The 21,682-nt window shown below is 69.2% G+C and carries 19 protein-coding genes and 2 tRNA genes; 16 read left to right on the top strand and 5 right to left on the bottom strand.

Annotation, left to right across the window (positions count from 1 at the left end; translation table 11 throughout):
* Positions 1–64 precede the first annotated feature (64 nt).
* From RWP81_RS01485 to RWP81_RS01470, 4 genes are all read left to right on the top strand, one after another.
* Positions 65–607 carry a ribose-5-phosphate isomerase gene (locus RWP81_RS01485; RefSeq protein WP_314451561.1) on the top strand — a complete coding sequence of 181 codons (543 nt, stop codon included), beginning with the start codon at positions 65–67 and terminating at the stop codon, positions 605–607.
* Complete coding sequence (locus tag RWP81_RS01480; protein ID WP_314451559.1) at positions 607–1,596, top strand: DNA-formamidopyrimidine glycosylase family protein; 990 nt, start codon at positions 607–609, stop codon at positions 1,594–1,596. Before RWP81_RS01485 ends, RWP81_RS01480 begins: the two co-directional genes overlap by 1 nt.
* A gap of 235 nt (positions 1,597–1,831) precedes the next feature.
* The gene (locus tag RWP81_RS01475; protein WP_314451557.1) at positions 1,832–2,455 is read left to right on the top strand and encodes an FMN-binding negative transcriptional regulator; all 624 of its coding nucleotides are present in this window, start codon (positions 1,832–1,834) and stop codon (positions 2,453–2,455) included.
* Complete coding sequence (locus RWP81_RS01470; RefSeq protein ID WP_399540521.1) at positions 2,452–3,945, top strand: amidohydrolase; 1,494 nt, start codon at positions 2,452–2,454, stop codon at positions 3,943–3,945. Before RWP81_RS01475 ends, RWP81_RS01470 begins: the two co-directional genes overlap by 4 nt.
* Positions 3,946–4,078: 133 nt before the next feature.
* Here RWP81_RS01470 and RWP81_RS01465 read toward each other — a convergent pair whose 3' ends face one another.
* The gene (locus RWP81_RS01465) at positions 4,079–4,564 is read right to left on the bottom strand and encodes a DNA starvation/stationary phase protection protein (protein ID WP_314451555.1); all 486 of its coding nucleotides are present in this window, start codon (positions 4,562–4,564) and stop codon (positions 4,079–4,081) included.
* 168 nt (positions 4,565–4,732) lie between these two features.
* Between RWP81_RS01465 and RWP81_RS01460 the strand changes: the two genes are divergently transcribed.
* The 3 genes from RWP81_RS01460 to RWP81_RS01450 all read left to right on the top strand — a co-directional run bounded on the left by RWP81_RS01460 (position 4,733) and on the right by RWP81_RS01450 (position 6,443).
* Positions 4,733–5,293 (top strand): gamma carbonic anhydrase family protein, encoded by a 561-nt coding sequence (locus tag RWP81_RS01460; protein WP_314451553.1) that lies wholly within the window; start codon positions 4,733–4,735, stop codon positions 5,291–5,293.
* Positions 5,294–5,333: 40 nt separating this feature from the next.
* Positions 5,334–5,687 carry a hypothetical protein gene (locus RWP81_RS01455; RefSeq protein WP_314451552.1) on the top strand — a complete coding sequence of 118 codons (354 nt, stop codon included), beginning with the start codon at positions 5,334–5,336 and terminating at the stop codon, positions 5,685–5,687.
* Positions 5,688–5,807: 120 nt separating this feature from the next.
* On the top strand, positions 5,808–6,443 hold the full coding sequence (locus RWP81_RS01450) for a hypothetical protein (protein WP_314451550.1): 636 nt from the start codon (positions 5,808–5,810) through the stop codon (positions 6,441–6,443).
* 149 nt (positions 6,444–6,592) lie between these two features.
* Here RWP81_RS01450 and RWP81_RS01445 read toward each other — a convergent pair.
* Positions 6,593–6,666: transfer RNA gene (locus tag RWP81_RS01445), tRNA-Gly, on the bottom strand.
* Between the two features lie 182 nt (positions 6,667–6,848).
* On the opposite strand from RWP81_RS01445, the gene RWP81_RS01440 reads away from it, so the two are divergent.
* The 7 genes from RWP81_RS01440 (at position 6,849) to RWP81_RS01410 (ending at position 13,467) form a co-directional block, all read left to right on the top strand.
* A tRNA-Pro gene (locus RWP81_RS01440) sits at positions 6,849–6,922 on the top strand.
* Between the two features lie 73 nt (positions 6,923–6,995).
* Positions 6,996–8,465 (top strand): trigger factor, encoded by a 1,470-nt coding sequence (gene tig, locus RWP81_RS01435; RefSeq protein ID WP_314451549.1) that lies wholly within the window; start codon positions 6,996–6,998, stop codon positions 8,463–8,465.
* 284 nt (positions 8,466–8,749) lie between these two features.
* Positions 8,750–9,238 carry a tetratricopeptide repeat protein gene (locus RWP81_RS01430; protein WP_314451547.1) on the top strand — a complete coding sequence of 163 codons (489 nt, stop codon included), beginning with the start codon at positions 8,750–8,752 and terminating at the stop codon, positions 9,236–9,238.
* A 78-nt stretch (positions 9,239–9,316) separates the two neighbouring features.
* Positions 9,317–9,904, top strand: a complete 588-nt coding sequence (locus RWP81_RS01425) for an ATP-dependent Clp protease proteolytic subunit (protein WP_055954298.1) — start codon at positions 9,317–9,319, stop codon at positions 9,902–9,904.
* A gap of 23 nt (positions 9,905–9,927) precedes the next feature.
* On the top strand, positions 9,928–10,590 hold the full coding sequence (locus RWP81_RS01420; RefSeq protein ID WP_314451545.1) for an ATP-dependent Clp protease proteolytic subunit: 663 nt from the start codon (positions 9,928–9,930) through the stop codon (positions 10,588–10,590).
* Between the two features lie 326 nt (positions 10,591–10,916).
* Positions 10,917–12,185 carry an ATP-dependent Clp protease ATP-binding subunit ClpX gene (clpX, locus tag RWP81_RS01415; RefSeq protein WP_314451543.1) on the top strand — a complete coding sequence of 423 codons (1,269 nt, stop codon included), beginning with the start codon at positions 10,917–10,919 and terminating at the stop codon, positions 12,183–12,185.
* A gap of 160 nt (positions 12,186–12,345) precedes the next feature.
* The gene (locus tag RWP81_RS01410; protein ID WP_314451541.1) at positions 12,346–13,467 is read left to right on the top strand and encodes an epoxide hydrolase; all 1,122 of its coding nucleotides are present in this window, start codon (positions 12,346–12,348) and stop codon (positions 13,465–13,467) included.
* A gap of 67 nt (positions 13,468–13,534) precedes the next feature.
* Here the strand turns inward: RWP81_RS01410 and RWP81_RS01405 are convergent, their stop codons facing one another.
* The 3 genes from RWP81_RS01405 to valS form a co-directional block, all read right to left on the bottom strand.
* Positions 13,535–15,586, bottom strand: a complete 2,052-nt coding sequence (locus RWP81_RS01405; protein WP_314451539.1) for a M3 family metallopeptidase — start codon at positions 15,584–15,586, stop codon at positions 13,535–13,537.
* Positions 15,587–15,904: 318 nt separating this feature from the next.
* The gene (locus RWP81_RS01400; RefSeq protein ID WP_243222276.1) at positions 15,905–16,153 is read right to left on the bottom strand and encodes a hypothetical protein; all 249 of its coding nucleotides are present in this window, start codon (positions 16,151–16,153) and stop codon (positions 15,905–15,907) included.
* Positions 16,153–18,720: a valine--tRNA ligase gene (gene valS / locus RWP81_RS01395; protein WP_314451536.1), complete on the bottom strand. Its 2,568-nt coding sequence runs from the start codon at positions 18,718–18,720 to the stop codon at positions 16,153–16,155. Before valS ends, RWP81_RS01400 begins: the two co-directional genes overlap by 1 nt.
* A gap of 304 nt (positions 18,721–19,024) precedes the next feature.
* Here valS and RWP81_RS01390 point away from each other — a divergent pair, with 304 nt between their 5' ends.
* Together RWP81_RS01390 and RWP81_RS01385 are read left to right on the top strand one after the other, a co-directional pair.
* Positions 19,025–20,638 (top strand): ABC transporter substrate-binding protein, encoded by a 1,614-nt coding sequence (locus tag RWP81_RS01390; RefSeq protein WP_314451534.1) that lies wholly within the window; start codon positions 19,025–19,027, stop codon positions 20,636–20,638.
* Positions 20,639–20,663: 25 nt separating this feature from the next.
* On the top strand, positions 20,664–21,641 hold the full coding sequence (locus tag RWP81_RS01385) for an ABC transporter permease (RefSeq protein ID WP_314451532.1): 978 nt from the start codon (positions 20,664–20,666) through the stop codon (positions 21,639–21,641).
* Positions 21,642–21,682 lie beyond the last annotated feature (41 nt).

Below are 21,682 nucleotides of genomic sequence, written 5' to 3'. Positions count from 1 at the left end.
AGGGGGGCGGGCGGCGTCGGCGTATCCGCCCCGCGATGTCGGTGATCCTCAATAGGATTCCCTCATGCGCATCCACATCGGCACCGATCACGCCGGTCTCGAGTTCTCCACCCAGATCCAGCACCACCTCGCCTCGCAGGGGCACGAGGTGATCGACCACGGGCCCGTCGAGTACGACCCGCTCGACGACTACCCCGCCTTCTGCATCCGAGCAGCGCAAGCGGTCGTCCGCGACCAGGCTGCGGGCGTTGACGCCCTCGGCGTGGTGTTCGGCGGCTCGGGCAACGGCGAGCAGATCGCCGCCAACAAGGTGCTCGGCGTGCGCGCAGCCCTCGTGTGGAACATCTCCACGGCCGAGCTCGCCCGCGAGCACAACGACGCCAACGTCATCTCGATCGGCGCGCGCCAGCACTCGTTCGACGAGGCGAGCTCGTTCATCGACCGCTTCATCGCGACCCCGTTCTCGGGTGAAGAGCGTCACGCACGCCGCATCGGGCAACTCGCCGCCTTCGAGCAAGACGGGGTGCTCCTGCCCGATCCCCGGGCGGGCGCGTCCGAGAACACCATGACCGACGCCAGCGACTCGTTCGACCCCGAGGCAGGCTGATGCCCGAAGGGCATTCCGTCCACCGCATCGCCCGACAGTTCGAGCGCAACATCGTGGGCCGCACGGTCGTGGCGTCCAGTCCCCAGGGCCGTTTCGTCGAGGGGGCAGAGGTCATCGACGGGCGCGAGGCGCTCGAGGTGCGGGCCGTCGCCAAGCAGATGTTCCTGCTCTTCGACGGAGATGTCTGGCTGCGCGTGCACCTGGGGATGTACGGCGCCTGGGACTTCTCCGGCGACGTATCGGTCGATGCGACGATCGCGTCGTCCAACGGTCGCATGGGTCAGACGAACCAGCGCGGAACGGTGATCGACGACGCCATCATGGATGCCGCCGGCGAGAACTCCCTCAGCTCGATCGGCGCCCCGCGTCGCGCCCGCGTGCGCATGTCGGAGCAGACCACCGGGCTCGACGAGCAGACCGAATGGCCGCCGCCGGTCGTGGGCGCGGTGCGCCTGCGTCTTCTCACCGAGACGACCTGCGCCGATCTGCGGGGGCCGACGGCGTGCGTGCTGCAGACGCCCGACGAGATCGCCGCGGTCATCGCCAAGCTCGGCCCCGATCCTCTCGTCGACGATGTCGCCGAGGGGGAGGAACTTTTCACCGCCACGGTGAAGAAGAAGCCGACGGCGATCGGACTGCTGCTGATGGACCAGGCGGTGGTCAGCGGAATCGGCAACGTCTATCGCGCCGAGTTGCTGTTCCGTGCGCGACAGAACCCCCACACCCCCGGACGGGAGGTGCCCGAAGAGGTCGTGCGCGGCATCTGGCGCGATTGGGCGCGACTGCTGCCCGTCGGTGTCGAGACGGGTCAGATGATGACCATGGACGACCTCGACCCCGCGGCCTACCGCCGCGCCATGGCCCACCGCGATGACCGGCACTGGGTCTACCACCGCGCGGGCCTGCCCTGCCGCGTGTGCGGAACCGCGATCGTGATGGAGGAGGCGGCGGGGCGCAAGCTCTACTGGTGCCCGAACTGCCAGGCGTGAGGTCGCACGGGGGTTCCGGCGGAGGCGGCTGAGCTCGTCGGAGCCGCCGGGCGCGCGGGGTCCCGGCGGAGGTGGCTGAGCCTGTCGGAGCCGCCGGGCGCGCGGAGTTCCGGCCCTTCGACAGGCTCAGGGACCTGGGTTCGTGACTCGGCGGAGCGCGGCGGCGACGAGGACCTGCCACGGACGGTGGCTGAGCCTGTCGAAGCCACCGGGACCGGCGTTCTAGGCTGAACCGGTGCGTCAGAACCCCAGCTTCGCGATGACCGACGTCGGTGAGATCCGACGCCTGATCGACCGCCACCCGTGGGTCACTCTCGTCAGTCAGACCGACGACGGGCTCGTCGCCTCGCACTATGCCGTCATGCTCGACGACGAACGCGACGACCTCACCATCGTCGGTCACGTCGGCAAACCCGACGACCTCATCCTGGGGCTCGGGGATCGCGAACTGCTCGTGGTCGTACAGGGCCCCCACGGCTACGTCACACCCCGCTGGTACGGCGACGTCCCGGCCGTGCCGACGTGGAACTTCGTGTCGGCGCACCTGTCCGGCATCCCGGAACTGCTCACGCCGGACGAGAACCTGCGCGTGCTCGAGCGGCTGGTCGCCCGCTTCGAGGGCGACGACGCCGACGCGCGCGGCCTGTACGCGCTGCCCAACGACGCCGCGTTCGTGGAGCGGCTCGAGCGCGGGACGGTCGGCTTCCGCCTGACGCCCACGCGGGTCACCGCCAAGCGCAAGCTCAGCCAGAACAAGAGAGCCGAGGTGGTCGATACGGTGATCCAGGGCGTGTCCGCACAGAACCCCGAGCTCGCGGCCGAGATGCGTCGGGCGGCCGACGCGCGGGTGCGCCCGTGATCGGCGAGAGCGCGGGGTTCCTCCGCGCGGTGCGCGTCGCGGGTCCGGGCCGCGAGTTCCTCCCCACCGATGAACCGGTCGACATCGTCATCGCGGGCGGTCGCATCGCCGACATCGCGCCCACCGGCAATCTGCGTCCGACCGGTCTCGTCATCGACGGCGAGGGCGGCTGGCTGCTCCCGGGGCTCTGGGACCACCACGTCCACGCGCTCCAGTGGGCGCTCGTCGCCGATCGCGTACCGCTCGGCGGAGTCTCGTCGGCGCGCGAGGCGGCTGCCGTCATGGGCGCGGCGACGGCGAGCGACGGATGCCGCGTCGGCGTCGGATTCCGCGACGGCCTGTGGACCGACGCGCCGAGCCTCGAGATGCTGGATGACAGCACCGGCGTCGTCCCGACCTATCTCATCAACGCCGACGTGCACAGTGTCTGGCTGAACTCCGCGGCCTTCCGACGCGAGGGCTTCGCGCCCGTGGCATCCGGAATGCTGCGCGAGGAGGACGCCTTCGAGGTCTCGCGTCGCCTGAACGCGGTGGACCCCGACGTTGCCGACCGCGCCGTGGAGCGCATGGCGCGCGCAGCCGCCGCTCGCGGGATCGTGGGCCTGGTCGATCTCGACATGACGTGGAACGACGGACCGTGGCAACGTCGCGCGGCGCGCGGGTTCGACGCGGTGCGCGTGTCGTACGGCACGTATCCGCAGCACCTGGATCGGGCGATCGCCGAGGGCCTCCGCACGGGAGACCTCGTGCGCGGCGCGGTCGACGACCTGATACGTGTCGGACCGCTGAAGGCGATCACCGACGGATCGCTCGGGACGCGCACCGCCGCGTGCGCGCACCACTACCCGGGCGACGTCGACAACCACGGCCTGCTGACCGTGGCACCCGACGAGCTGGTCGAGATGATGACGCGGGCGACGGCGGCGGGGCTGGAATGCGCCATCCATGCGATCGGCGACGTCGCCAACAGCCACGCTCTCGACGCGTACGCGCTCAGCGGCGCCGTCGGCACCATCGAGCACGCGCAGCTGGTCGCCCACGCCGATATCCCGCGCTTCGCGCGACTGGGGGTGGCGGCGAGCGTTCAGCCCGAGCACGCGCTGGACGACCGCGACATGACGGATGCCATCTGGGCGGAGCAGTCCGCGCAGCCGTACCCGCTGCGAACCCTGGTCGACAGCGGCGCGAACGTGCGCTTCGGGTCCGACGCCCCGGTGGCGTCGCTCGATCCGTGGGCGGCGATGGCGTCGGCGGTGTTCCGCACGCGCGACGGGCGCGACGCCTGGCACCCGCACCAGCGGGTCGACATCGGAACGGCTATCGCAGCATCCACCGCCGGCGGGTCGACGGCTCCGGCCGAGATCTCACCCGGTGCGCTGGCGGATCTCGTCATCGTCGGAGCAGACCCGCTGACCGCCGACGAGCGGAGTCTGCGGGCGATGCCGGTGCGCACGACGCTGATCTCCGGTCGCATCACGCACGGCGGCTGAGTCCCGCGCGCGCCGGGTCGAGAAGCGTCGCCTCAGCATCCGCTCGGCGACACGTGCTGACCTCTCGCGCGATCGTCCGCGGGGACGACGAAGGGGGCGGTGCCGAGGCACCGCCCCCTTCAGAACGAACGCCTTACGCGGCGAGGTGCGCGAAGAGGAACCAGCGGTCCTTGTCGAGACCGCGCTTGATCTCGATGGCGACGTCCTGGCTCGACATGTCGACCTCGTTGAGGCCCTCGATGGCGGCCTCGAGGTCGACCAGCACGGCGTCGATGTCGGCGATGACGGCGCGGATGACGACGTCGGACTGTGCGAAGCCGGCGGGCACCTCGGTGGCCTTGGCCTTGGCGGCGACGGTCGACAGGCGGGCGTCGATCGGCAGGCCCAGGGCGACGATGCGCTCTGCGGCGAGGTCGGCCCAGTCCTGTGCGTGGGCGACGACCGTGTCGAGCAGCTCGTGCACGCCGATGAAGTTGGATCCGCGCACGTGCCAGTGGGCCTGCTTGCCGTTGACGACGAGCGCCTCGAGGCCGATCACGACGGGGGAGAGGAACTGGGCGGTGCCGGCGGCCATGGTCGGGTCGACGGTGGTGGCGGCGGGGGTCTGAACGATGCTCATTTTTGCTCCTTAGGCGACGTTCGAAGTCTGATGTAAAGAACGCTACTCACTCTGTTCCATTCCGCAAGCAAGATGAGGCTCGGCTAAATCCCTGGTGAGTAGGCAATCCTCACCTACTCTCAGACGGCATTCGCGACGGCGTCGGCGGGGGTGGATAGGGTCGCTCGCATGACGATCGCCCCGGATGCCACCGTGCTCGCCCTCCCCGACGCCGCACCCGCCATCCATGCCACCGCGTTCGTGGCATCCGGTGCGCGGATCGTGGGGGAGGTGCACCTCGGCGAAGGCGCGAGCGTCTGGTACAACGCCGTCCTTCGAGCGGACAGCGCGTCGATCACGGTCGGGGCGCGCAGCAACCTCCAGGACAACGTGTCGGTGCACGTCGACGCCGGACGCCCCGTGCGCATCGGGACCGATGTATCCGTCGGGCACAACGCCGTCGTGCACGGGTGCACCATCGGCGACGGATCGCTCATCGGAATGGGCAGCGTCGTGCTCTCAGGAGCCGAGATCGGACCCGGATGCCTCGTGGCCGGGGGCGCGGTCGTGCTCGAGGGCACGGTGGTGCCGGCGGGTTCCCTCGTCGCCGGAGTCCCCGCCAAGGTGCGCCGGGCGCTCACCGACGAGGAGCGCGAGAAGATCCTGCGGAACGCACAGACCTACGTCGCACACAGCGGTCGGCATCGTTCGGCGCTGCCCGTCGGTGAACCGCCGGTACTCGGCGAGTGAAGCCCCTTGCGGGATGCGGTTCGGTCCGTATGCTCGCGCCATGCACATCACGTCATTGCAGCCGGGGGAGATCTTCGTCTTCGGATCGAACGCTTCCGGAGCGCACGGCGGGGGAGCGGCACGCTTCGCCCTCGACCGCTTCGGCGCCGTCTGGGGGCAGAGCGAAGGACTGCAGGGCCGGTCGTACGGCATCGACACGATGTCGGGGCTGACGGTGTTCGAGGAGCAGGCGCGACGGTTCGTCGCCTTCGCGGCCGCGCGTCCTGACCTGCGGTTCCTCGTCACCGAGGTGGGGTGCGGGATCGCCGGGTACCGCCCGAACCAGGTCGCGGGCTTCTTCGCGGATGCCGGGGAGAACGTCATCCTGCCGGAGTCGTTCCGTGCGGTGTCATAAGTAAGACGAACCGTCGCTGCCCCCTGTTCTGAGATTTCGCGGCAAGTGAACGGACAGCGGACGGGGCGGGCGTCATGGACGCGTCGCGGGTGACGATCGGCGCACGAACATAATGAACGCATGTTCCCGTTACGAGTGCCTGAGAACTGGTCAGACGACGACCGGTCGTCGCGCCGGGAGGCGCTGGGCGCGTTGAAGGCGCGGTTGCGTGACGACCCCGCCGACGCGGTCACTCGTGCAGAGGTGGTGCGGGCCTACCGTCAACTCGGCCATCCGGATCAGGCCGGTCGGTTCGCCATCGCGCTCGACGAGGGTGCGCACCGCCCAGAGCTTCGCGCCTACTCCGAGATGCTGCGGCGAGTGGGCGCGGATGAGAAGACCGCACGCCGACTCAGCATGATGCCGACCGAGCTCGATCTCCCAGAGGATGTGCGGCGGGCGATCGAGGAGGGGCCGCTTTCCGACCAGTGGCGACCGTGGGGCGTGTATGTCGGTGTCGCGTGGGCGTTGGTGGCCGTCTCAGGCTTCGTCACGCTGGCCGTAACGTACGGGTACGCCATGGTCGGCGCAGGCGACGTGGCGCCGATCGCGTGGTGGTGGACGCAGGCGACCTGGTGGGTGATGATTGCGGCGCTCACAGCGACCATTTTTTGGTGTGCGACCTCCGCGAAATGGCGAGCCGCCCTCGTCTGGACGGGCATCACCCTGGTCGCGGGTGGTTGCTTCGCGCTCGCCAACGCCGCCTTCTCGAGATGACGGCTGAGACCGCGCGGCCCTATATGCGCTTTCGAACCCTGGAGAGCTGGCGGCAGCTGAACGGCGCGGACTGAGCCTCCGAGACGGCGATCAGCGCTCTCGACCGTAACAGGGTCATCCGAGGGACGAACGTTGCTTCGACGAAGATGTGGAGGGGCTGACGAGAATCGAACTCGCATCATCTGTTTGGAAGACAGAGGCTTTACCACTAAGCTACAGCCCCGAATTTCGGCATCCTGAGCGGGACGACGAACTCGAACTCGACCACTCTACGACACGCGCGCGGGTGGTGCGAACGCGACCCACGGGCGTCTCCGCCGGTTCCTGTATGGCGAGACCTGCGCGCTCAGGCCGATCGACTAGACTTTCAGCGGTCGTTTCGTCGGCGCGTGCCGCGCGCCGCCCCGGGGCGTAGCTCAGCTTGGTAGAGCGCCCGCTTTGGGAGCGGGAGGCCGCAGGTTCAAATCCTGTCGCCCCGACGTCACGGCCCCACAGACCACAGGCCTAGCCGGCCCCCGCGTGCGCGCGGGCCACACGAGGAGAACGAACCGCATGGTCAACAGCACCGTCGAGAAGCTCAGCCCCACCCGGGTCAAGCTCCACATCACGGTCTCGCCCGACGAGCTCAAGCCGAGCATCGCGCACGCCTACGAGCACATCGCCAAAGACGTGCAGATCCCCGGCTTCCGCAAGGGCAAGGTGCCCGCGCCCATCATTGACCAGCGCATGGGCCGCGGCGCCGTCATCGAGCACGCCGTCAACGAAGGGCTCGACGGGTTCTACCGCGCGGCCGTCGAGGCGAACGACCTGCGCGTGATCGGTCGCCCCAACGCCGAGATCATCGAACTGCCCGCGCTGAAGGACTTCTCGGGCGACCTGATCGTCGACGTCGAGGTCGACGTGCGCCCCGAGTTCGACCTGCCCGCGTACGACACCATCACGGTGACCGTCGACGCCGCCGAGGTCGACGAGGCCGGCATCGACGCCGAGCTCGACAAGCTGCGCGCCCGTTTCGGCACGCTCGTCACCGTCGACCGTCCCGCGACGACCGGTGACTTCGTCGAGCTCGACCTCGTCGCCACCATCGACGGTGCCGAGATCGACCGCGCCGAGGGCGTGTCGTACGAGATCGGCTCCGGCGAGCTGCTCGAGGGCATCGACGAGGCCATCGAGTCGCTCACGGCCGACGAAGAGACCACGTTCCGCTCGAAGCTCGTCGGCGGCGACCACGCCGGTGAAGAGGCCGAGGTGGCCGTGACCATCAAGGCCGTCAAGGAGCGCGAGCTTCCCGACGCTGACGACGACTTCGCCCAGATGGCATCCGAGTTCGACACGATCGCCGAACTCCGCGAGTCGCTCAACGAGCGTGTCTCGCAGCAGTCGGTGTTCACGCAGGGTGCCGCCGCGCGCGACAAGTTCATCGAAGCCCTGCTCGAGGCCGTCGAGATCCCCGTGCCGCCGGCGCTCATCGAAGACGAGGTGCACAGCCACCTCGAGGGTGAGAACCGCCTCGAAGACGACGAGCACCGCGCCGAGGTGACCGAGGCGAGCGAGAAGCAGTTCCGCACGCAGATGGTCCTCGACAAGATCGCCGAAGACGCCAACGTCCAGGTCTCGCAGGACGAGCTGACCCAGTACCTCATCCAGTCGGCCGCGCAGTACAACATGGCGCCGCAGGACTTCGTCAACGCGCTGCAGCAGGGCAACCAGCTGCCCGCGCTCGTCGGAGAGGTCGCGCGCAACAAGGCCCTGGCCATCGCGCTCGGCAAGGTCACGGTCGTCGACACCGACGGCAAGCCCGTCGACCTGACCGGCTTCGTCGCCGTCGAGGGCGAAGAGCCCACCGACGGCGAGGACGAGGTCGTCGAAGAGGCGCAGGAGATCGCTGACGCCGCGGCCGACGCCGACGCGGTCGTCGAGGCAGAAGAGGCGCCCGCCGAGGAAGCCCCCGCGAAGGCTCCCGCCAAGAAGCGCGCCCCCGCCAAGAAGAAGGTCGCCGACAAGGCCGCTGACAGCGAGTAAGTCATGTCGAGGGGGCGGATGCCACGGCATCCGCCCCCTTTTTCGTTCCCGGATGCCGTGCCTACCCCTGTTGAGGGTCCACGCCACGCCGCATGCCGGCCACCCGAGCGGCGTGTCTTGGACACTCAACGGGGTTTGGGGCCCGGGGGCGGGGGTGCGCGAGCGAGCCGGGACGGGCCCAGAACGCGGGTGAGTGTCCAGGACACGCCGCGCGGGGCCCGGTGATGCGGCGTGTTGTGGACAATCAACAGGACAGCACGACGCCAGGAGGGTGGAGAGACGTCATGGACGACTGGCAGAGCCGCGTGGATGCCGTGTGGGCCGACGAAACGCTCGACCCCACTGACGTCATCACCCGCGTCGACGAGCTCGCTACGGAGCGTCCGCAGGACGACCCGGTGGCGCTGTTCGATCGGGCCGGGGCCCGCGACTCGGCCGGGCGTGAGCGGGAGGCGGAGGAGCTGTACCGCCGGGCGCTCCAGATCGGTCTCGACGACGAGCGTCGCACGCGTGCGACCATCCAACTCGCCAGCACGATCCGCAACCTCGGTGAGACGGCGGAAGCGCTGGCCCTGCTGCGCGCGGAGTACGAGCGCGAGCCGCGCGGCGACCTGCACGACGCGGCGGCCGCCTTCTACGCGCTCGCGCTGGTGTCGAACGGGGAGCCCGAGCGGGCGGTATCCGTCGCTCTGCAGGCGCTCGCCCCGCACCTGCCGCGCTATACCCGGTCGGTGACCGGATACGCGCGTGAAATCGCCGAAGAACCGCGCTGATCCGCCCGCGGCGAACACGGCATCCCGCCCCGGAACGCGCCGGTAGATTCGTTGAAGATCACCGGAAGAGGAGCACACATGCCCGAACCCCTTATGGCAACGAGCGTCTTCGACAGGCTGCTGAAGGACCGCATCATCTGGCTCGGTTCCGAGGTGCGCGACGATAACGCCAACGAGATCTGCGCCAAGATCCTGCTGCTCGCGGCAGAAGACCCGCAGAAGGACATCTACCTCTACATCAACTCGCCTGGCGGCTCGATCACGGCCGGCATGGCGATCTACGACACCATGCAGTTCGTGCCGAACGACATCGTCACCGTCGGCATCGGCATGGCGGCGTCGATGGGTCAGTTGCTGCTGACCAGCGGCACCAAGGGCAAGCGCTACATCACGCCCAACGCCCGCGTGCTGCTGCACCAGCCGCACGGTGGCTTCGGCGGAACGTCGAGCGACATCCAGACGCAGGCGCAGCTCATCCTCGACATGAAGCGTCGCCTCGCCGAGATCACTGCGGCGCAGACGGGCAAGAGCGTCGAGCAGATCAACGAAGACGGCGACCGTGACCGTTGGTTCACGGCGCAGGAGGCCCTCGAATACGGCTTCGTCGACCACATGCGCGAGCACGCCACCGACGTCACCGGCGGCGGCGGAACCGCAGCGGTCTGAGGCGAGAGGAAAAGGACACCGACATGAACATCCCCACCTTCGGCGGCGCTGCGGCGCACACGCCCTCCAGCCGCTACGTCCTCCCGCAGTTCGAGGAGCGCACGGCCTACGGCTACAAGCGCCAGGACCCCTACAACAAGCTGTTCGAGGACCGCGTCATCTTCCTGGGCGTCCAGGTCGACGACGCCTCGGCCGACGACGTCATGGCCCAGCTGCTCGTGCTCGAGTCGCAGGACCCCGACCGCGACATCATCATGTACATCAACTCGCCCGGTGGCTCGTTCACGGCCATGACGGCGATCTACGACACGATGCAGTACGTCTCGCCGCAGATCCAGACCGTGGTCCTCGGACAGGCCGCCTCCGCGGCATCCGTGCTGCTGGCCGCCGGCGCCCCCGGCAAGCGTCTCGCCCTGCCGAACGCCCGCATCCTGATCCACCAGCCCGCCATGGGCGAGGCGGGCCACGGGCAGGCGTCCGACATCGAGATCCAGGCGCAGGAGATCCTCCGCATGCGAACCTGGCTCGAGGCCACGATGGCGCACCACACCGGTCAGGACGTCGCGAAGATCAACAAGGACATCGACCGCGACAAGATCCTCTCCGCTCACGAGGCGATGGAGTACGGCATCGTCGACCAGGTGCTGACCACGCGCAAGCGCGTGCCCGCGGCTCTCACCGCCTGACGCGTTGCTCGTCACGAAGCCCCGCAGACCTCCTGGGTCTGCGGGGCTTCGTCGTGTGCGGCCGGCGCGCCATCCGTCGCACTCCGGGCGCGCTGTTCGCACCGACGCTGCATCACGGTGACAGGCTGCAGCCGAGTTGTCAGGCACACGCCGTCCCGACGCACGCTGCGTCGCCGCGGATGGGTGGATCGCGGGCGTCAGCGGATGCCGCGCGTCCGCCCTGGGCGATCATGACATCGCCGCGGTCGTAAATGCCCTTGGTTCGTACGGGCACGGGTTAGGCTCGACTACACACCGGCGGGGGCCGGGTGACGGGAGGAACCGGCATGGCACGCATCGGTGAGAGCGCCGACTTGTTCAAGTGTTCCTTCTGCGGCAAGAGCCAGAAGCAGGTTCAGCAGCTGATCGCCGGTCCCGGCGTGTACATCTGCGACGAGTGCGTCGAGTTGTGCAACGAGATCATCGAAGAGCGCATGGCCGAATCGACGGCCGGTGACGTCGCCGAGTTCGACCTGCCCAAGCCTCGCGAAATCTTCTCCTTCCTCGAGGAGTATGTCGTCGGTCAGGATGCCGCGAAGCGCGCCCTCGCCGTCGCCGTCTACAACCACTACAAGCGCATCCGCGCACACGGCACGCTGCAGCCCGCTGAGGCCCGCGCCGAAGAGATCGACATCGCCAAGAGCAACATCCTGCTGCTCGGTCCCACCGGATGTGGAAAGACGTATCTCGCGCAGACGCTCGCGAAACGCCTCAACGTGCCCTTCGCGGTGGCGGATGCCACGGCCCTCACCGAGGCCGGCTACGTAGGTGAAGACGTCGAGAACATCCTGCTGAAGCTCCTGCAGGCCGCGGACTTCGACGTGAAGCGCGCCGAGACCGGCATCATCTACATCGACGAGGTCGACAAGATCGCCCGTAAGGCCGAGAACCCCTCGATCACGCGCGATGTCTCCGGTGAAGGCGTCCAGCAGGCGCTGCTGAAGATCCTCGAGGGTACGGTCGCCTCCGTCCCGCCGCAGGGTGGACGCAAGCACCCGCACCAGGAGTTCATCCAGATCGACACGACCAACGTGTTGTTCATCGTCGCCGGTGCTTTCGCGGGCCTCGAAGAGATCATCTCCGCGCGTGTCGGCAAGCACGGCGTCGGCTTCGGTGCCCCGCTGCACCGCAAGGAGGACGCGCCCGACCTCTTCAGCGAAGCGCTGCCGGAAGACCTCCACAAGTTCGGCCTGATCCCCGAGTTCATCGGTCGTCTGCCCGTCGTGGCATCCGTGTCTCCGCTCGACCAGGACGCGCTGATGGAGATCCTCACGGCGCCTCGGAACGCCTTGGTCAAGCAGTACCAGCGCATGTTCGAGATCGACGGGGTGCAGCTCGAGTTCGATGAAGACGCTCTGCGTGCTATCGCCGACCTCGCCGTGCTGCGCAAGACGGGCGCCCGCGGGCTCCGCGCCATCCTCGAAGACGTGCTCGGACCGATCATGTTCGACGTGCCCTCGGCCGACGACATCGCCAAGGTCGTCATCACGCGCGCTTCCGTCGAAGACGGCGCGCAGCCGACGATCGTGCTCGCGCAGAAGCGCCGCAGCGCCTGAGCGCACGAACGCCCGGCTGGTCTCGCGCGAGAAGATCGGGAGCGTTTCGAATGACGGCGGCCCCGTAGCGCGGGCGTCCGCGCACGCGGTCCCGCACCGGCGGTGACCAGACGACCGCGGCGTCGGACGCGATGTCGGAGGTGGCCGCTACCCTCGCGACATGGCCACCGTCACACCCTTTCGGATCTCCGTTCCCGAGCACGACCTCGTCGACCTGCGGGAGCGCCTGCGTCGTTCACGGCTGCTCCCGGATTCCCCCGGTCGACCGGCCTCGGGCATGACGGCCGACTACCTCGCCGAGCTGGTGGAGTCGTGGTCCGATTTCGACTGGCGCGGTCGTGAGGAGTGGCTGAACGCGCACCCCCAGGTGCTCGTCGAGGTCGAGGGGGCGACGTTGCATGCCGTGCACCTCCGCGCGCCCGACCCGGCGGCGCCCGCCCTGGTCGTCATGCACGGGTGGCCGCACACCTTCGCGCTGCAACTCGACTTCGCGGAGCGTCTGCAGTCTCGAATGCACGTCGTAGTCGTCAGTCTGCCCGGGTTCGGCTTCTCGACCCCCTACCGGGAGGGGCCGATGACCGACGACCGGCTGGTGCGGTCCGTGCACGAACTCATGACCGAGCACCTCGGATACGAGACGTATGTCACCTACGGCGAAGACGTCTCGGCGTCGATCAACGACCTTCTCGCGGTGCGGTACCCGCACCAGGTGACCGGCATCATCGCCACGCACCCCCACTTCGCCGCCCCGAGTGACGAGACCCTGTCCGCGGCCCTCGAGGTACAGGCGTTCCGCGCACGTCTGGAGCGCGAGCGCGTATCGGGCGGCGCGTACAGCCACGCCCAGGCCACCCGGCCCGACACCCTGGCGGTCGGGCTGAACGACTCGCCCGCGGCTCTGCTGGCGTGGATCGTCGAGAAGTTCGTCGAGTGGGCCGACGTCGACACCGACGATCCGCGCTCGCTGGAGGTTCGCATCTCCCGCGAGAAGATCCTCACCGAGGTGACCCTGTACTGGGTGACGCAGACGATCGCGACCTCGTTCCGGCCCTACTTCGACCACCACTCCGCCGCTGCCGACCCCACGGCGACGACGACCGTGCCGGCCGCGGTCTTCATCCAGCGCCACGAGGCCGACTATCCCGAGGTGATGGCTCGGGCGTTCTACCGCGACCTGCGGGTGTTCGAGCGCCTTTCAGAGGGTGGGCATTTCACCGCGGGCGAGGTGCCGGCGGCGCTGGCGCAGCGCGTCGGCGACTTCGTCGAGTCGCTCGGCAGCTGACAGCGCGCGGTTGCTCACCACCGTGGCCCACCCACCCCGTAGAGGGCGAGGGTCACGGCGGAACGCCTCAACCCGTGAGACCGCGGCGCTCCAGCAGCGGCTGGATGTCAGCGTCGCGTCCGCGGAAGTCGCGGTATGCTGCCAGCGGGTCGCCCGAGCCGCCGACGCCGAGCAGGCGGTTCCGGAACCGGTCGCCGTTCTCGCGGCGCAGGCCACCGTTCTCGCGGAACCACTCGACGGTGTCGGCGTCGAGCACCTCGCTCCAGATGTACGAGTAGTAGCCCGCGCTGTACCCGCCTGAGAACACGTGGGCGAAGTAGGTCGAGGCGTACCGGGTGGGCACGACGGGGTTGTCGAGGCCGATGTCGGCCAGAGCGGCGGCCTCGAACTCGGCGACGTCGATCTCGGCCGACGCCTCGTCGACGGACAGGCCGTGCCACGCCTGATCGATCCAGGATGCCGCCAGGTACTCGCTCGTGGCGAAGCCCTGATTGAACGCCTCCGACGCGTGCAGGCGCTCGACGACGTCAGCGGGGAGGGGTTCGTCGGTGTCGATGTGGCGGGCGTAGTTCGTCAGGATCTCGGGCCAGAGGATCCACATCTCGTTCACCTGGCTGGGGAACTCCACGAAGTCGCGGTGCACCGCGGTACCGGCGAAGTGGGGGTAGGTGACCGTCGCGAAGAGCCCGTGCAGAGCATGACCGAACTCGTGGAACAGCGTCGTGACTTCGTCGAGGGTCAGCAGCGTCGGTGTGCCCGGTGCGGGCTTGTTGACGTTGAGGTTGTTGACCACCACGGGCGCTGTGCCACGCAGCGCCGACTGCGTGACGATCGAGTTCATCCACGCGCCACCGCGCTTGGTGTCGCGGGTGTACAGGTCGAGCAGGAACAGGCCCAGTTCGCTGCCGTCGGCGTTGTGCACCTCGAACACGCGCACCTCGGGGTGATAGCCCTGCAGGTCGTGACGTTCGGCGATGGTCACGCCGTACAGCTGTTCGGCGGCGAAGAAGACGCCGTCGCGCAGGACGCGCTCCGCCTCGAACCAGGGGCGCAGCGCCGCGCGGTCGAGGTCGTACCGCTCGGCTCGCACCTTCTCTGTGTAGAGGGCCCAGTCGGCGGCCTCGATCCGGATGCCGTCGGCATCGGCGATCTTCTGAAGAGCGTCCTGCTCGGAACGCGCGTTGGCGGCGGCGGGCACAGCGAGTCGGCGGAGCAGGTCGCGAGCGGCATCCGGAGACCCCGCCGTCTGGTCCGCAAGGACGGCGGCCGCGTGCGAGGGGTATCCGAGCAGGGCGGCGCGCTCCGCGCGCACGCGCACGATCTCGCGAAGGACGTCACGGTTGTCGTGGGCGTTGCCGCGCGCGGCGCGTGAGCGGGACGCCTCGAGCAGCCGTCGACGGCTCTCGCGGTTCGTCAGTGACGCGAGGTAGGGGTGACCGGTGTACAGGGTCAGGGTGACGACGTACCGCCCGTCCAGGCCTCGGCTGGTCGCCGCCTGCGCCGCGGCCGACAGTTCGCCCGCGCCCAGGCCGTCGAGTTCGGCCGCGTCGTCGAACACGACGGCCAGGTCATTGGTGTCGGCGAGCAGGTTCTTCTCGAACGTCGTGGTGAGGACCGAGAGGCGCTGGTTGAGGTCGGTCAGGCGCGCCTTCTGCGTGTCGTCGAGCCCCGCGCCGGCCAGCGACATCTCGCGGTGACGGCGTTCCACGAGGTAGCGGCTCTCGGCATCGAGATCGAGTCGGTCGAGATGGGCGTGCACCTCCGCGATGCGCGCGAACAGGGCGGCATCCAGCTGAATCGCGTCGCTGTGCGCGGCCATGAGGGGGGCCAGCTCCTCCTCGATCTCCTGGATCTCGGCGGTGCCGTCGGCAGAGGTGACGGTGTAGAAGGTCCGCCCCACACGGTCGAGAAGCACGCCGCTGCGCTCCAGCGCGAGAAGGGTGTTCTCGAACGTGGGCTCGTCGGTCTGCGCGGTGATGGCGTCGACCTCGGCGCGATGGGCGGCGAACGCCTCGTGGAAGGCGGGCAGGTAGTGCTCGGGCCGGATGCGTCCGTACGGGGGAAGGTCGTAAGGGAGAGCGGGCGGTGCGAGGAGGGGATTGGTCACGGCATCCGTCATCGTTCCAGCCTACGAGCACGAGCGACGGATTCGGGGGGGAGGACTTCCGATGGGCGGAGGATCCTGGGAGCGTGCGCCGTCTTCCGCCGCCGGAAACTCCTCCGCTCCCGGACGTCGGTCCCGCCGTGCGCGCAAGTGCGAACGGCGAGGCGAGCCTCCGAGCGGAGGACTTCCGGCCGGGGGAGGATCCCGGGCGCGTGCGCCGTCCTCCGTCCCCCGAATAGCCTCCGCTCCCGGGAACGACGGATCGCAAGCGCCACACGACGAAGCCCGCCGACGCCCCGGAGGGCGCGGCGGGCTTCATGGCGAGCGGACGGCTCAGGCGAACTCGTCGTCGTCGTCGTAGCGCACGACGATGTCGCCCGCGGCATCCTGGGACACGATGACCCCGGTGTCGAGCTCGGCGACGGGGCGCCCCTCGAGGAACGTCAGCGTCCAACGCGGGGCGGGCGCGCTGAGCCCGTCGGGATTCAGTGCCTCTTCGACTGCGGCGATCTGCGCGTGCAGCGCCTCGGGAACGGCTTTGGGCGGCTGCTCACGGGCGGTCCAACGGGTTCCGAGCTGCATCAGTCCTCCTGGGGTGCGAACACGATATCGGTGACGGTGGTGGTCTCGCCCGGCGCGAACGAGATGGTCTCGATGCGCCCCACGGCGCGCAGGTCGCCCTCAGCGAGGCGCAGCGCCTCGACGTGCGGGCTGGCGACCGTCAGCGATGTCACGGCCGTCTTCTGCGAGGCTTTCGCCTCGGTCTTGGCGCGACGGATGCCGATGAGCGCGGCGCTCACGGCGGTGAGCACGGCCGGGTCGCCCTCGATTCCGAGGGGTTCGGGCCACGCGGCGGTGTGCACGGAGCCGTCCTCGAACCACGACCAGGTCTCTTCCGCGGCGAACGACAGCACGGGGGCGAACAGGCGCACGAGCGCCGACAGGGCCGTGCGCAGGGCGAGCGCCGCCGACGCCTGACCCACGTCGGACTGGTCGTACGCGCGTTCCTTGACCAGCTCGAGGTAGTCGTCGCAGAACGTCCAGAAGAACGACTCCGTGATCTCCAGCGCCCGCGCGTGGTCGTACGCCTCGAAGGCGGCGGTCGCGTCGCGGATGACGGTGTCGAGGGTTGTGAGCATCGACGCGTCGAGTGCGTGCGTGACCTCGGCTCCCTCGGGGACGGGGAAGGACAGCACGAATTTCGCCGCGTTCAGCAGCTTGATCGCGAGACGGCGACCGATCTTCACCTGGGTGGGGTTCTGCGGGTCGAACGCGGCGTCGGTGCCGAGGCGGCTGGAGGCCGACCAGTAGCGCACCGCATCGGAGCCGTGCTGCTTCAGGATGTCGGCGGGCGTGACGACGTTGCCCTTCGACTTCGACATCTTCTTGCGGTCGGGGTCGACGATGAAGCCCGAGATCGCGGCATCCGACCAGGGGCTCCGGTCGTCTTCGAGGGCGCTGCGCAGCATGGTCGAGAAGAGCCAGGTACGGATGATGTCCTGGCCCTGCGGGCGCAGGTCGAACGGCGCCACGAGGTTCCACAGCTCCTCGTCGCGCTGCCAGCCGCCGGCCAGCTGCGGGGTGAGCGAGGAGGTCGCCCAGGTGTCGAGGATGTCGCGCTCGGCGTCGAAGCCGCCCGCCACGCCCCGCTGGTCTTCGGTGTAGCCCGGGGGCACGTCGGTGGTCGGGTCGACGGGGAGCGAGGCGAGGTCGGGCGTGAGCACGCGGGAGTAGTCCCGCTCACCGTTCTCGTCGAGGCCGTACCAGACCGGGATCGGCACACCGAAGAAGCGCTGGCGCGAGACGAGCCAGTCGCCGGTGAGACCGTTGGTCCAGTTCTCGAAGCGCACGCGCATGAAGTCGGGATGCCACGACATCTCGCGCCCGAGGGCCACGAGGCGCTCGCGCAGCTCGGCATCCCGAGCACCGTTGCGGATGTACCACTGGCGCGTCGAGACGATCTCGAGCGGACGGTCGCCCTTCTCGAAGAACTTCACGGGGTGGGTGAAGGGCTTCGGAGCCCCCTCCATGGCGCCGGATTCCTGCAGCAGCTCGACGATGCGCTTCTTCGCGCTGAACACGGTTTTGCCCGCGAGCTCGTCGTACGCCGCCTTCGCGGCATCCGTCACGATGACATCGGGAGCCTCGGCGACGATCCGGCCGTCCTTGCCGATGATCGTGCGGTTGGGAAGGTCGAGCTCGCGCCACCAGATGATGTCGGTCACGTCACCGAAGGTGCAGATCATGGCGATGCCCGATCCCTTGTCCTTCTGCGCGAGCGGGTGCGCGAGCACCGGCACCTCGACATCGAAGAGCGGGGTGCGCACGGTCGTACCGAAGAGGGGCTGGTAGCGCTCGTCGTCGGGGTTGGCCACGAGAGCGACGCACGCGGCGAGCAGCTCGGGGCGGGTGGTCTCGATGAAGACGTCGCCGGAGCCGTCGGTCTTCGCGAAGCCCACGCGGTGGTAGGCGGCGGGCTGGTCGCGGTCTTCGAGCTCGGCCTGGGCGATCGCCGAGCGGAAGTCGACGTCCCACAGGGTCGGCGCCATCGACTGATACGCCTCGCCGCGCTCGATGTTGCGCAGGAACGCCAGCTGGCTCGTGCGGATCGAGTCGTCGGAGATGGTGCGGTAGGTCTGCGTCCAGTCGACGCTGAGTCCCAGCTCGCGGAAGAGCTCCTCGAACTGCTTCTCATCCTCGATCGTGAGCTGCTCGCAGAGCTCGATGAAGTTGCGGCGGCTGATCGGCACCTGGTCGGCGGCCTTGCTGCTCTTGTTGTCGCCGCCGGCGAACGGCGGGGTGAAGTCGGCGTCGTAGGGGAGCGAGGGGTCGCAGCGCACGCCGTAGTAGTTCTGCACACGGCGCTCGGTGGGCAGGCCGTTGTCGTCCCAGCCCATCGGGTAGAACACGGTCTTGCCGCGCATGCGCTCGAAGCGCACCTTCACGTCGGTGTGAGTGAAGGAGAACACGTGGCCGATGTGCAGGCTTCCAGATGCCGTCGGCGGCGGGGTGTCCACGGAGTACACGCCCTGGCGACCGACTTCGGCGGCGCGCAGGCGGTCGAAGACGTACGTGCCGCGCTCGTTCCACGCGGCGTCCCACTTCTGCTCGAGGCCTTCCAGGGCGGGCTTGTCGGGAATCGTGGCCATGGGAGTACTCCTCGAGCGATATGGGCGGCACTGTGTGAGCGTGCCTGAAGGGTGTGGCATCCACGATACCGGGGGCGGGGCCGCGGCGCGGGCAGGGCGCCTTCGTGGCCGCGTGAGTGTCCACGACGCCACGGAGCGGTCGGAGATCGTGCGGGTGTCGTGGACACCCACGCGACGAGGCGACCCGTGCGCGCGGTGGTCGCGCGTTCGCCGCGGGCGAGCGGGCGGAGGCCGGGGTTTCCGCACCGGGTCCAGGAACGCGGGTAGGCTGGAGGTTCCCCATCGAGATTTCCGAGGTCTCTCCATGCCTTCTGTGCACACCCGCCGCGTGCTGACGGCGGTCGCCGTCGCCGCTGTCGCCGCCCTGTCCCTCTCCGCGTGCGCGGGGTCCGACCCCGAGGCCTCCGGTGACGGCGAGATCGTCTGGGCGATCGAGGGCGCCAACCTCTCGGCCGGGCACATGGACCCGCAGACCAGCCAGCTCGATGTGTCGGCCATGGTGCAGCGCGCCGTGCTCGACTCGCTGGTCTACCAGGAGGCCGACGGCTCGTTCTCGCCGTGGCTCGCGACCTCGTGGGAAGTCGAAGACGGCGGTGCGAGCTACGTCTTCCAGCTCCGCGACGACGTGACCTTCCACGACGGCACGCCCTTCGACGCGGCGGCCGTGAAGGCGAACTTCGACCGCATCGTCGATCCCGAGACGGCGTCGGCGCAGGCGTCATCCATGCTCGGAGGCGACCTGTACGGCGGCACCGACGTGGTTGACGACCACACCGTGCGCGTGCGCTTCTCGCAGCCCTACGCACCGTTCCTTCAGGCCGCCAGCACGTCGCTGCTCGGGTTCTACTCCCCGGCCGTGCTCGAGACCAAGGCCGACCAGCTCAAGGCCGGCGGCCCCGGCGTCACGGTGGGAACCGGCCCGTTCGAGCTGACCGAATACACGCCCGACCAGGACATCGTCTACACCCGCAACGACGACTACACCTGGGGCCCCGACGGCACCGGGGCGCCGAGTTTCGAGACGCTGCGCGTCGACATCCTGCCCGAGGCCTCGGTGCGCGTCGGCGCCCTTTCCAGCGGCCAGGCCGATGTCGTGACGAACCTGCCGCCGAACCTCGTCAGCCAGGTTCCCGCCGACGACACCGTCGAGTCGCTCGAGTACCCGGGTCTGCCCTACTCGCTCTTCCTCAACGAGAAGTACGGCGTCTTCGCCGACCAGAAGGTGCGCCAGGCCTTCACCCGTGCCATCGACGTCGACACCGCGGTGCAGGAGATCTTCTTCGGCCAGTACCCGCGTGCGTGGAGCATCCTCGGCTCCACCACCCCCGGCTACGACGCGAGCCTCGAGAACTCCTGGCCCTTCGACCCGTCGGCGGCGAACGCCCTGCTCGACGAGGCGGGCTGGACGGGCCGGGATGCCGACGGCATCCGCACCAAGGACGGCCAGCGCCTCACCGCCCGCTGGATCGCGTGGACTCCGGTGCCCGACGATCGCGCCGCACTCGCGAACGCCGTGCAGAGCGACCTCAAGGCGGTCGGCTTCGACCTGCAGCGCGAGGTGCTCGAGCCCGGCGCCTACAACGAGCAGTACGGCCCGAAGACCTTCGACGTCACCGATTGGGGCTTCTCGGGCGTCGACGCCGATCTGCTGCAGAGCCACCTCGCAACCGACGGGTTCCAGAACGCCTCGCAGGTGAGCGATCCCTCCCTCGACGCGCTGTTGGAGCAGGGTGCCTCGACCACCGACGCCGCGGCCCGCAACGCCGTGTACGCCCAGGTGCAGCAGTGGAACGCCGAGCACGCCGCCATCGTGCCGCTGTACAGCCCCGCGCTGATCAGCGCCGTGCGCCCTGACGTGAGCGGCCTGACGTTCGACCTCTACGGTCGTCCGCTGTTCGCCACCGCGTCGGTCGGCTGAGACCCCGCCCGACGACAGACCCCGGATGCCACGCTCTCGCTCCCGCGCGATCTTCTCGCGCCTCGGCGGGATCGTGGCATCCGTCGTTCTGGTCCTCTGGGGTGCGGCGACGCTGGCGTTCGTGGCGTTCCGCATCATCCCGGGTGACCCCGTCGAGGTGATGCTCGGGCCGCAGGCGCAGGTGAGCGACGCGGTCAAGGACGCGATCCGCGCCGACCTGGGGCTGGACCGACCGGTCTTCGAGCAGTACGACGCGTTCGTGGGCCGGCTGCTCCGCGGTGATCTCGGGGAGTCGTACCAACTGCGCCTCCCGGTCGTGGAGGTCATCGGTCGGCAGCTCGGTCCGACCCTGCAGCTCTCCACGCTCGCCCTGGTCATCGCGGTGGTGCTGGCTCTGGCATCCGCCCTGCTCGTTCGCGGGCGGACGGGGCGAGCCGTGGCATCCGGGATCGAGCTCGTTGTGCTCTCGTCGCCGGTGTTCTGGACGGGCCTGGTGCTGTTGAGCGTGTTCTCGTTCCAGCTCGGGTGGTTTCCGGTGTCGGGGGCGAGGGATGCCGCGGCGATCGTGCTGCCGGCGGTCACCCTCGCGCTCCCGGTCGCAGCTCTGCTGTCGCAGGTGCTGCGCGACGGGGTGGAGGCGGCCGAGCGGGAGCCGTTCCTGTTGAGCGTGCGCGCGCGGGGGGCGACGCCGCTCCGCGAGAGCGTCCACCACACATTGAGACATGCGAGCGTGGGCGGTCTGACACTCGCCGCCTACCTCGTCGGTTCACTGCTCGGTGGGGCGGTGCTCGTGGAGACGGTGTTCGCACGGCCGGGAATCGGGCGCGTGACGCTGACGGCCATCACCGACCGCGATCTGCCCGTGATCACCGGTGTGATCCTGTTGAGTGCGCTGGCGTTCGTCGTCGTGAACACCGTGGTCGACATCGTCGTGCCGCTCATCGACCCGCGTCTGCGCGCGGCGACCACGGCGCTGGACATCCGCACGGCGGTGCCCTCGTGAGCGCTGTCGTGGGCCTCGCCCGGGGTCGAGCAGGCGGCACC

Origin of the sequence: uncultured Microbacterium sp. (assembly GCF_963521695.1) — a bacterium.
Classification (GTDB): Bacteria; Actinomycetota; Actinomycetes; order Actinomycetales; family Microbacteriaceae; genus Microbacterium.
Note: the sequence above shows the minus strand (reverse complement) of the source record. Positions and strands in the feature narration are given on the sequence as shown.

Coding starts and splice junctions, on each gene's coding strand:
- RWP81_RS01465 (WP_314451555.1), bottom strand. CDS start 4,564: ATGAGCATCGTTCAGACCCCCGCCGCCACCACCGTCGACCCGACCATG.
- RWP81_RS01460 (WP_314451553.1), top strand. CDS start 4,733: ATGACGATCGCCCCGGATGCCACCGTGCTCGCCCTCCCCGACGCCGCA.
- RWP81_RS01480 (WP_314451559.1), top strand. CDS start 607: ATGCCCGAAGGGCATTCCGTCCACCGCATCGCCCGACAGTTCGAGCGC.
- RWP81_RS01430 (WP_314451547.1), top strand. CDS start 8,750: ATGGACGACTGGCAGAGCCGCGTGGATGCCGTGTGGGCCGACGAAACG.
- RWP81_RS01485 (WP_314451561.1), top strand. CDS start 65: ATGCGCATCCACATCGGCACCGATCACGCCGGTCTCGAGTTCTCCACC.
- clpX (WP_314451543.1), top strand. CDS start 10,917: ATGGCACGCATCGGTGAGAGCGCCGACTTGTTCAAGTGTTCCTTCTGC.
- RWP81_RS01455 (WP_314451552.1), top strand. CDS start 5,334: ATGCACATCACGTCATTGCAGCCGGGGGAGATCTTCGTCTTCGGATCG.
- RWP81_RS01385 (WP_314451532.1), top strand. CDS start 20,664: ATGCCACGCTCTCGCTCCCGCGCGATCTTCTCGCGCCTCGGCGGGATC.
- RWP81_RS01450 (WP_314451550.1), top strand. CDS start 5,808: ATGTTCCCGTTACGAGTGCCTGAGAACTGGTCAGACGACGACCGGTCG.
- valS (WP_314451536.1), bottom strand. CDS start 18,720: ATGGCCACGATTCCCGACAAGCCCGCCCTGGAAGGCCTCGAGCAGAAG.
- tig (WP_314451549.1), top strand. CDS start 6,996: ATGGTCAACAGCACCGTCGAGAAGCTCAGCCCCACCCGGGTCAAGCTC.
- RWP81_RS01405 (WP_314451539.1), bottom strand. CDS start 15,586: ATGACGGATGCCGTGACCAATCCCCTCCTCGCACCGCCCGCTCTCCCT.
- RWP81_RS01425 (WP_055954298.1), top strand. CDS start 9,317: ATGCCCGAACCCCTTATGGCAACGAGCGTCTTCGACAGGCTGCTGAAG.
- RWP81_RS01420 (WP_314451545.1), top strand. CDS start 9,928: ATGAACATCCCCACCTTCGGCGGCGCTGCGGCGCACACGCCCTCCAGC.
- RWP81_RS01390 (WP_314451534.1), top strand. CDS start 19,025: ATGCCTTCTGTGCACACCCGCCGCGTGCTGACGGCGGTCGCCGTCGCC.
- RWP81_RS01400 (WP_243222276.1), bottom strand. CDS start 16,153: ATGCAGCTCGGAACCCGTTGGACCGCCCGTGAGCAGCCGCCCAAAGCC.
- RWP81_RS01410 (WP_314451541.1), top strand. CDS start 12,346: ATGGCCACCGTCACACCCTTTCGGATCTCCGTTCCCGAGCACGACCTC.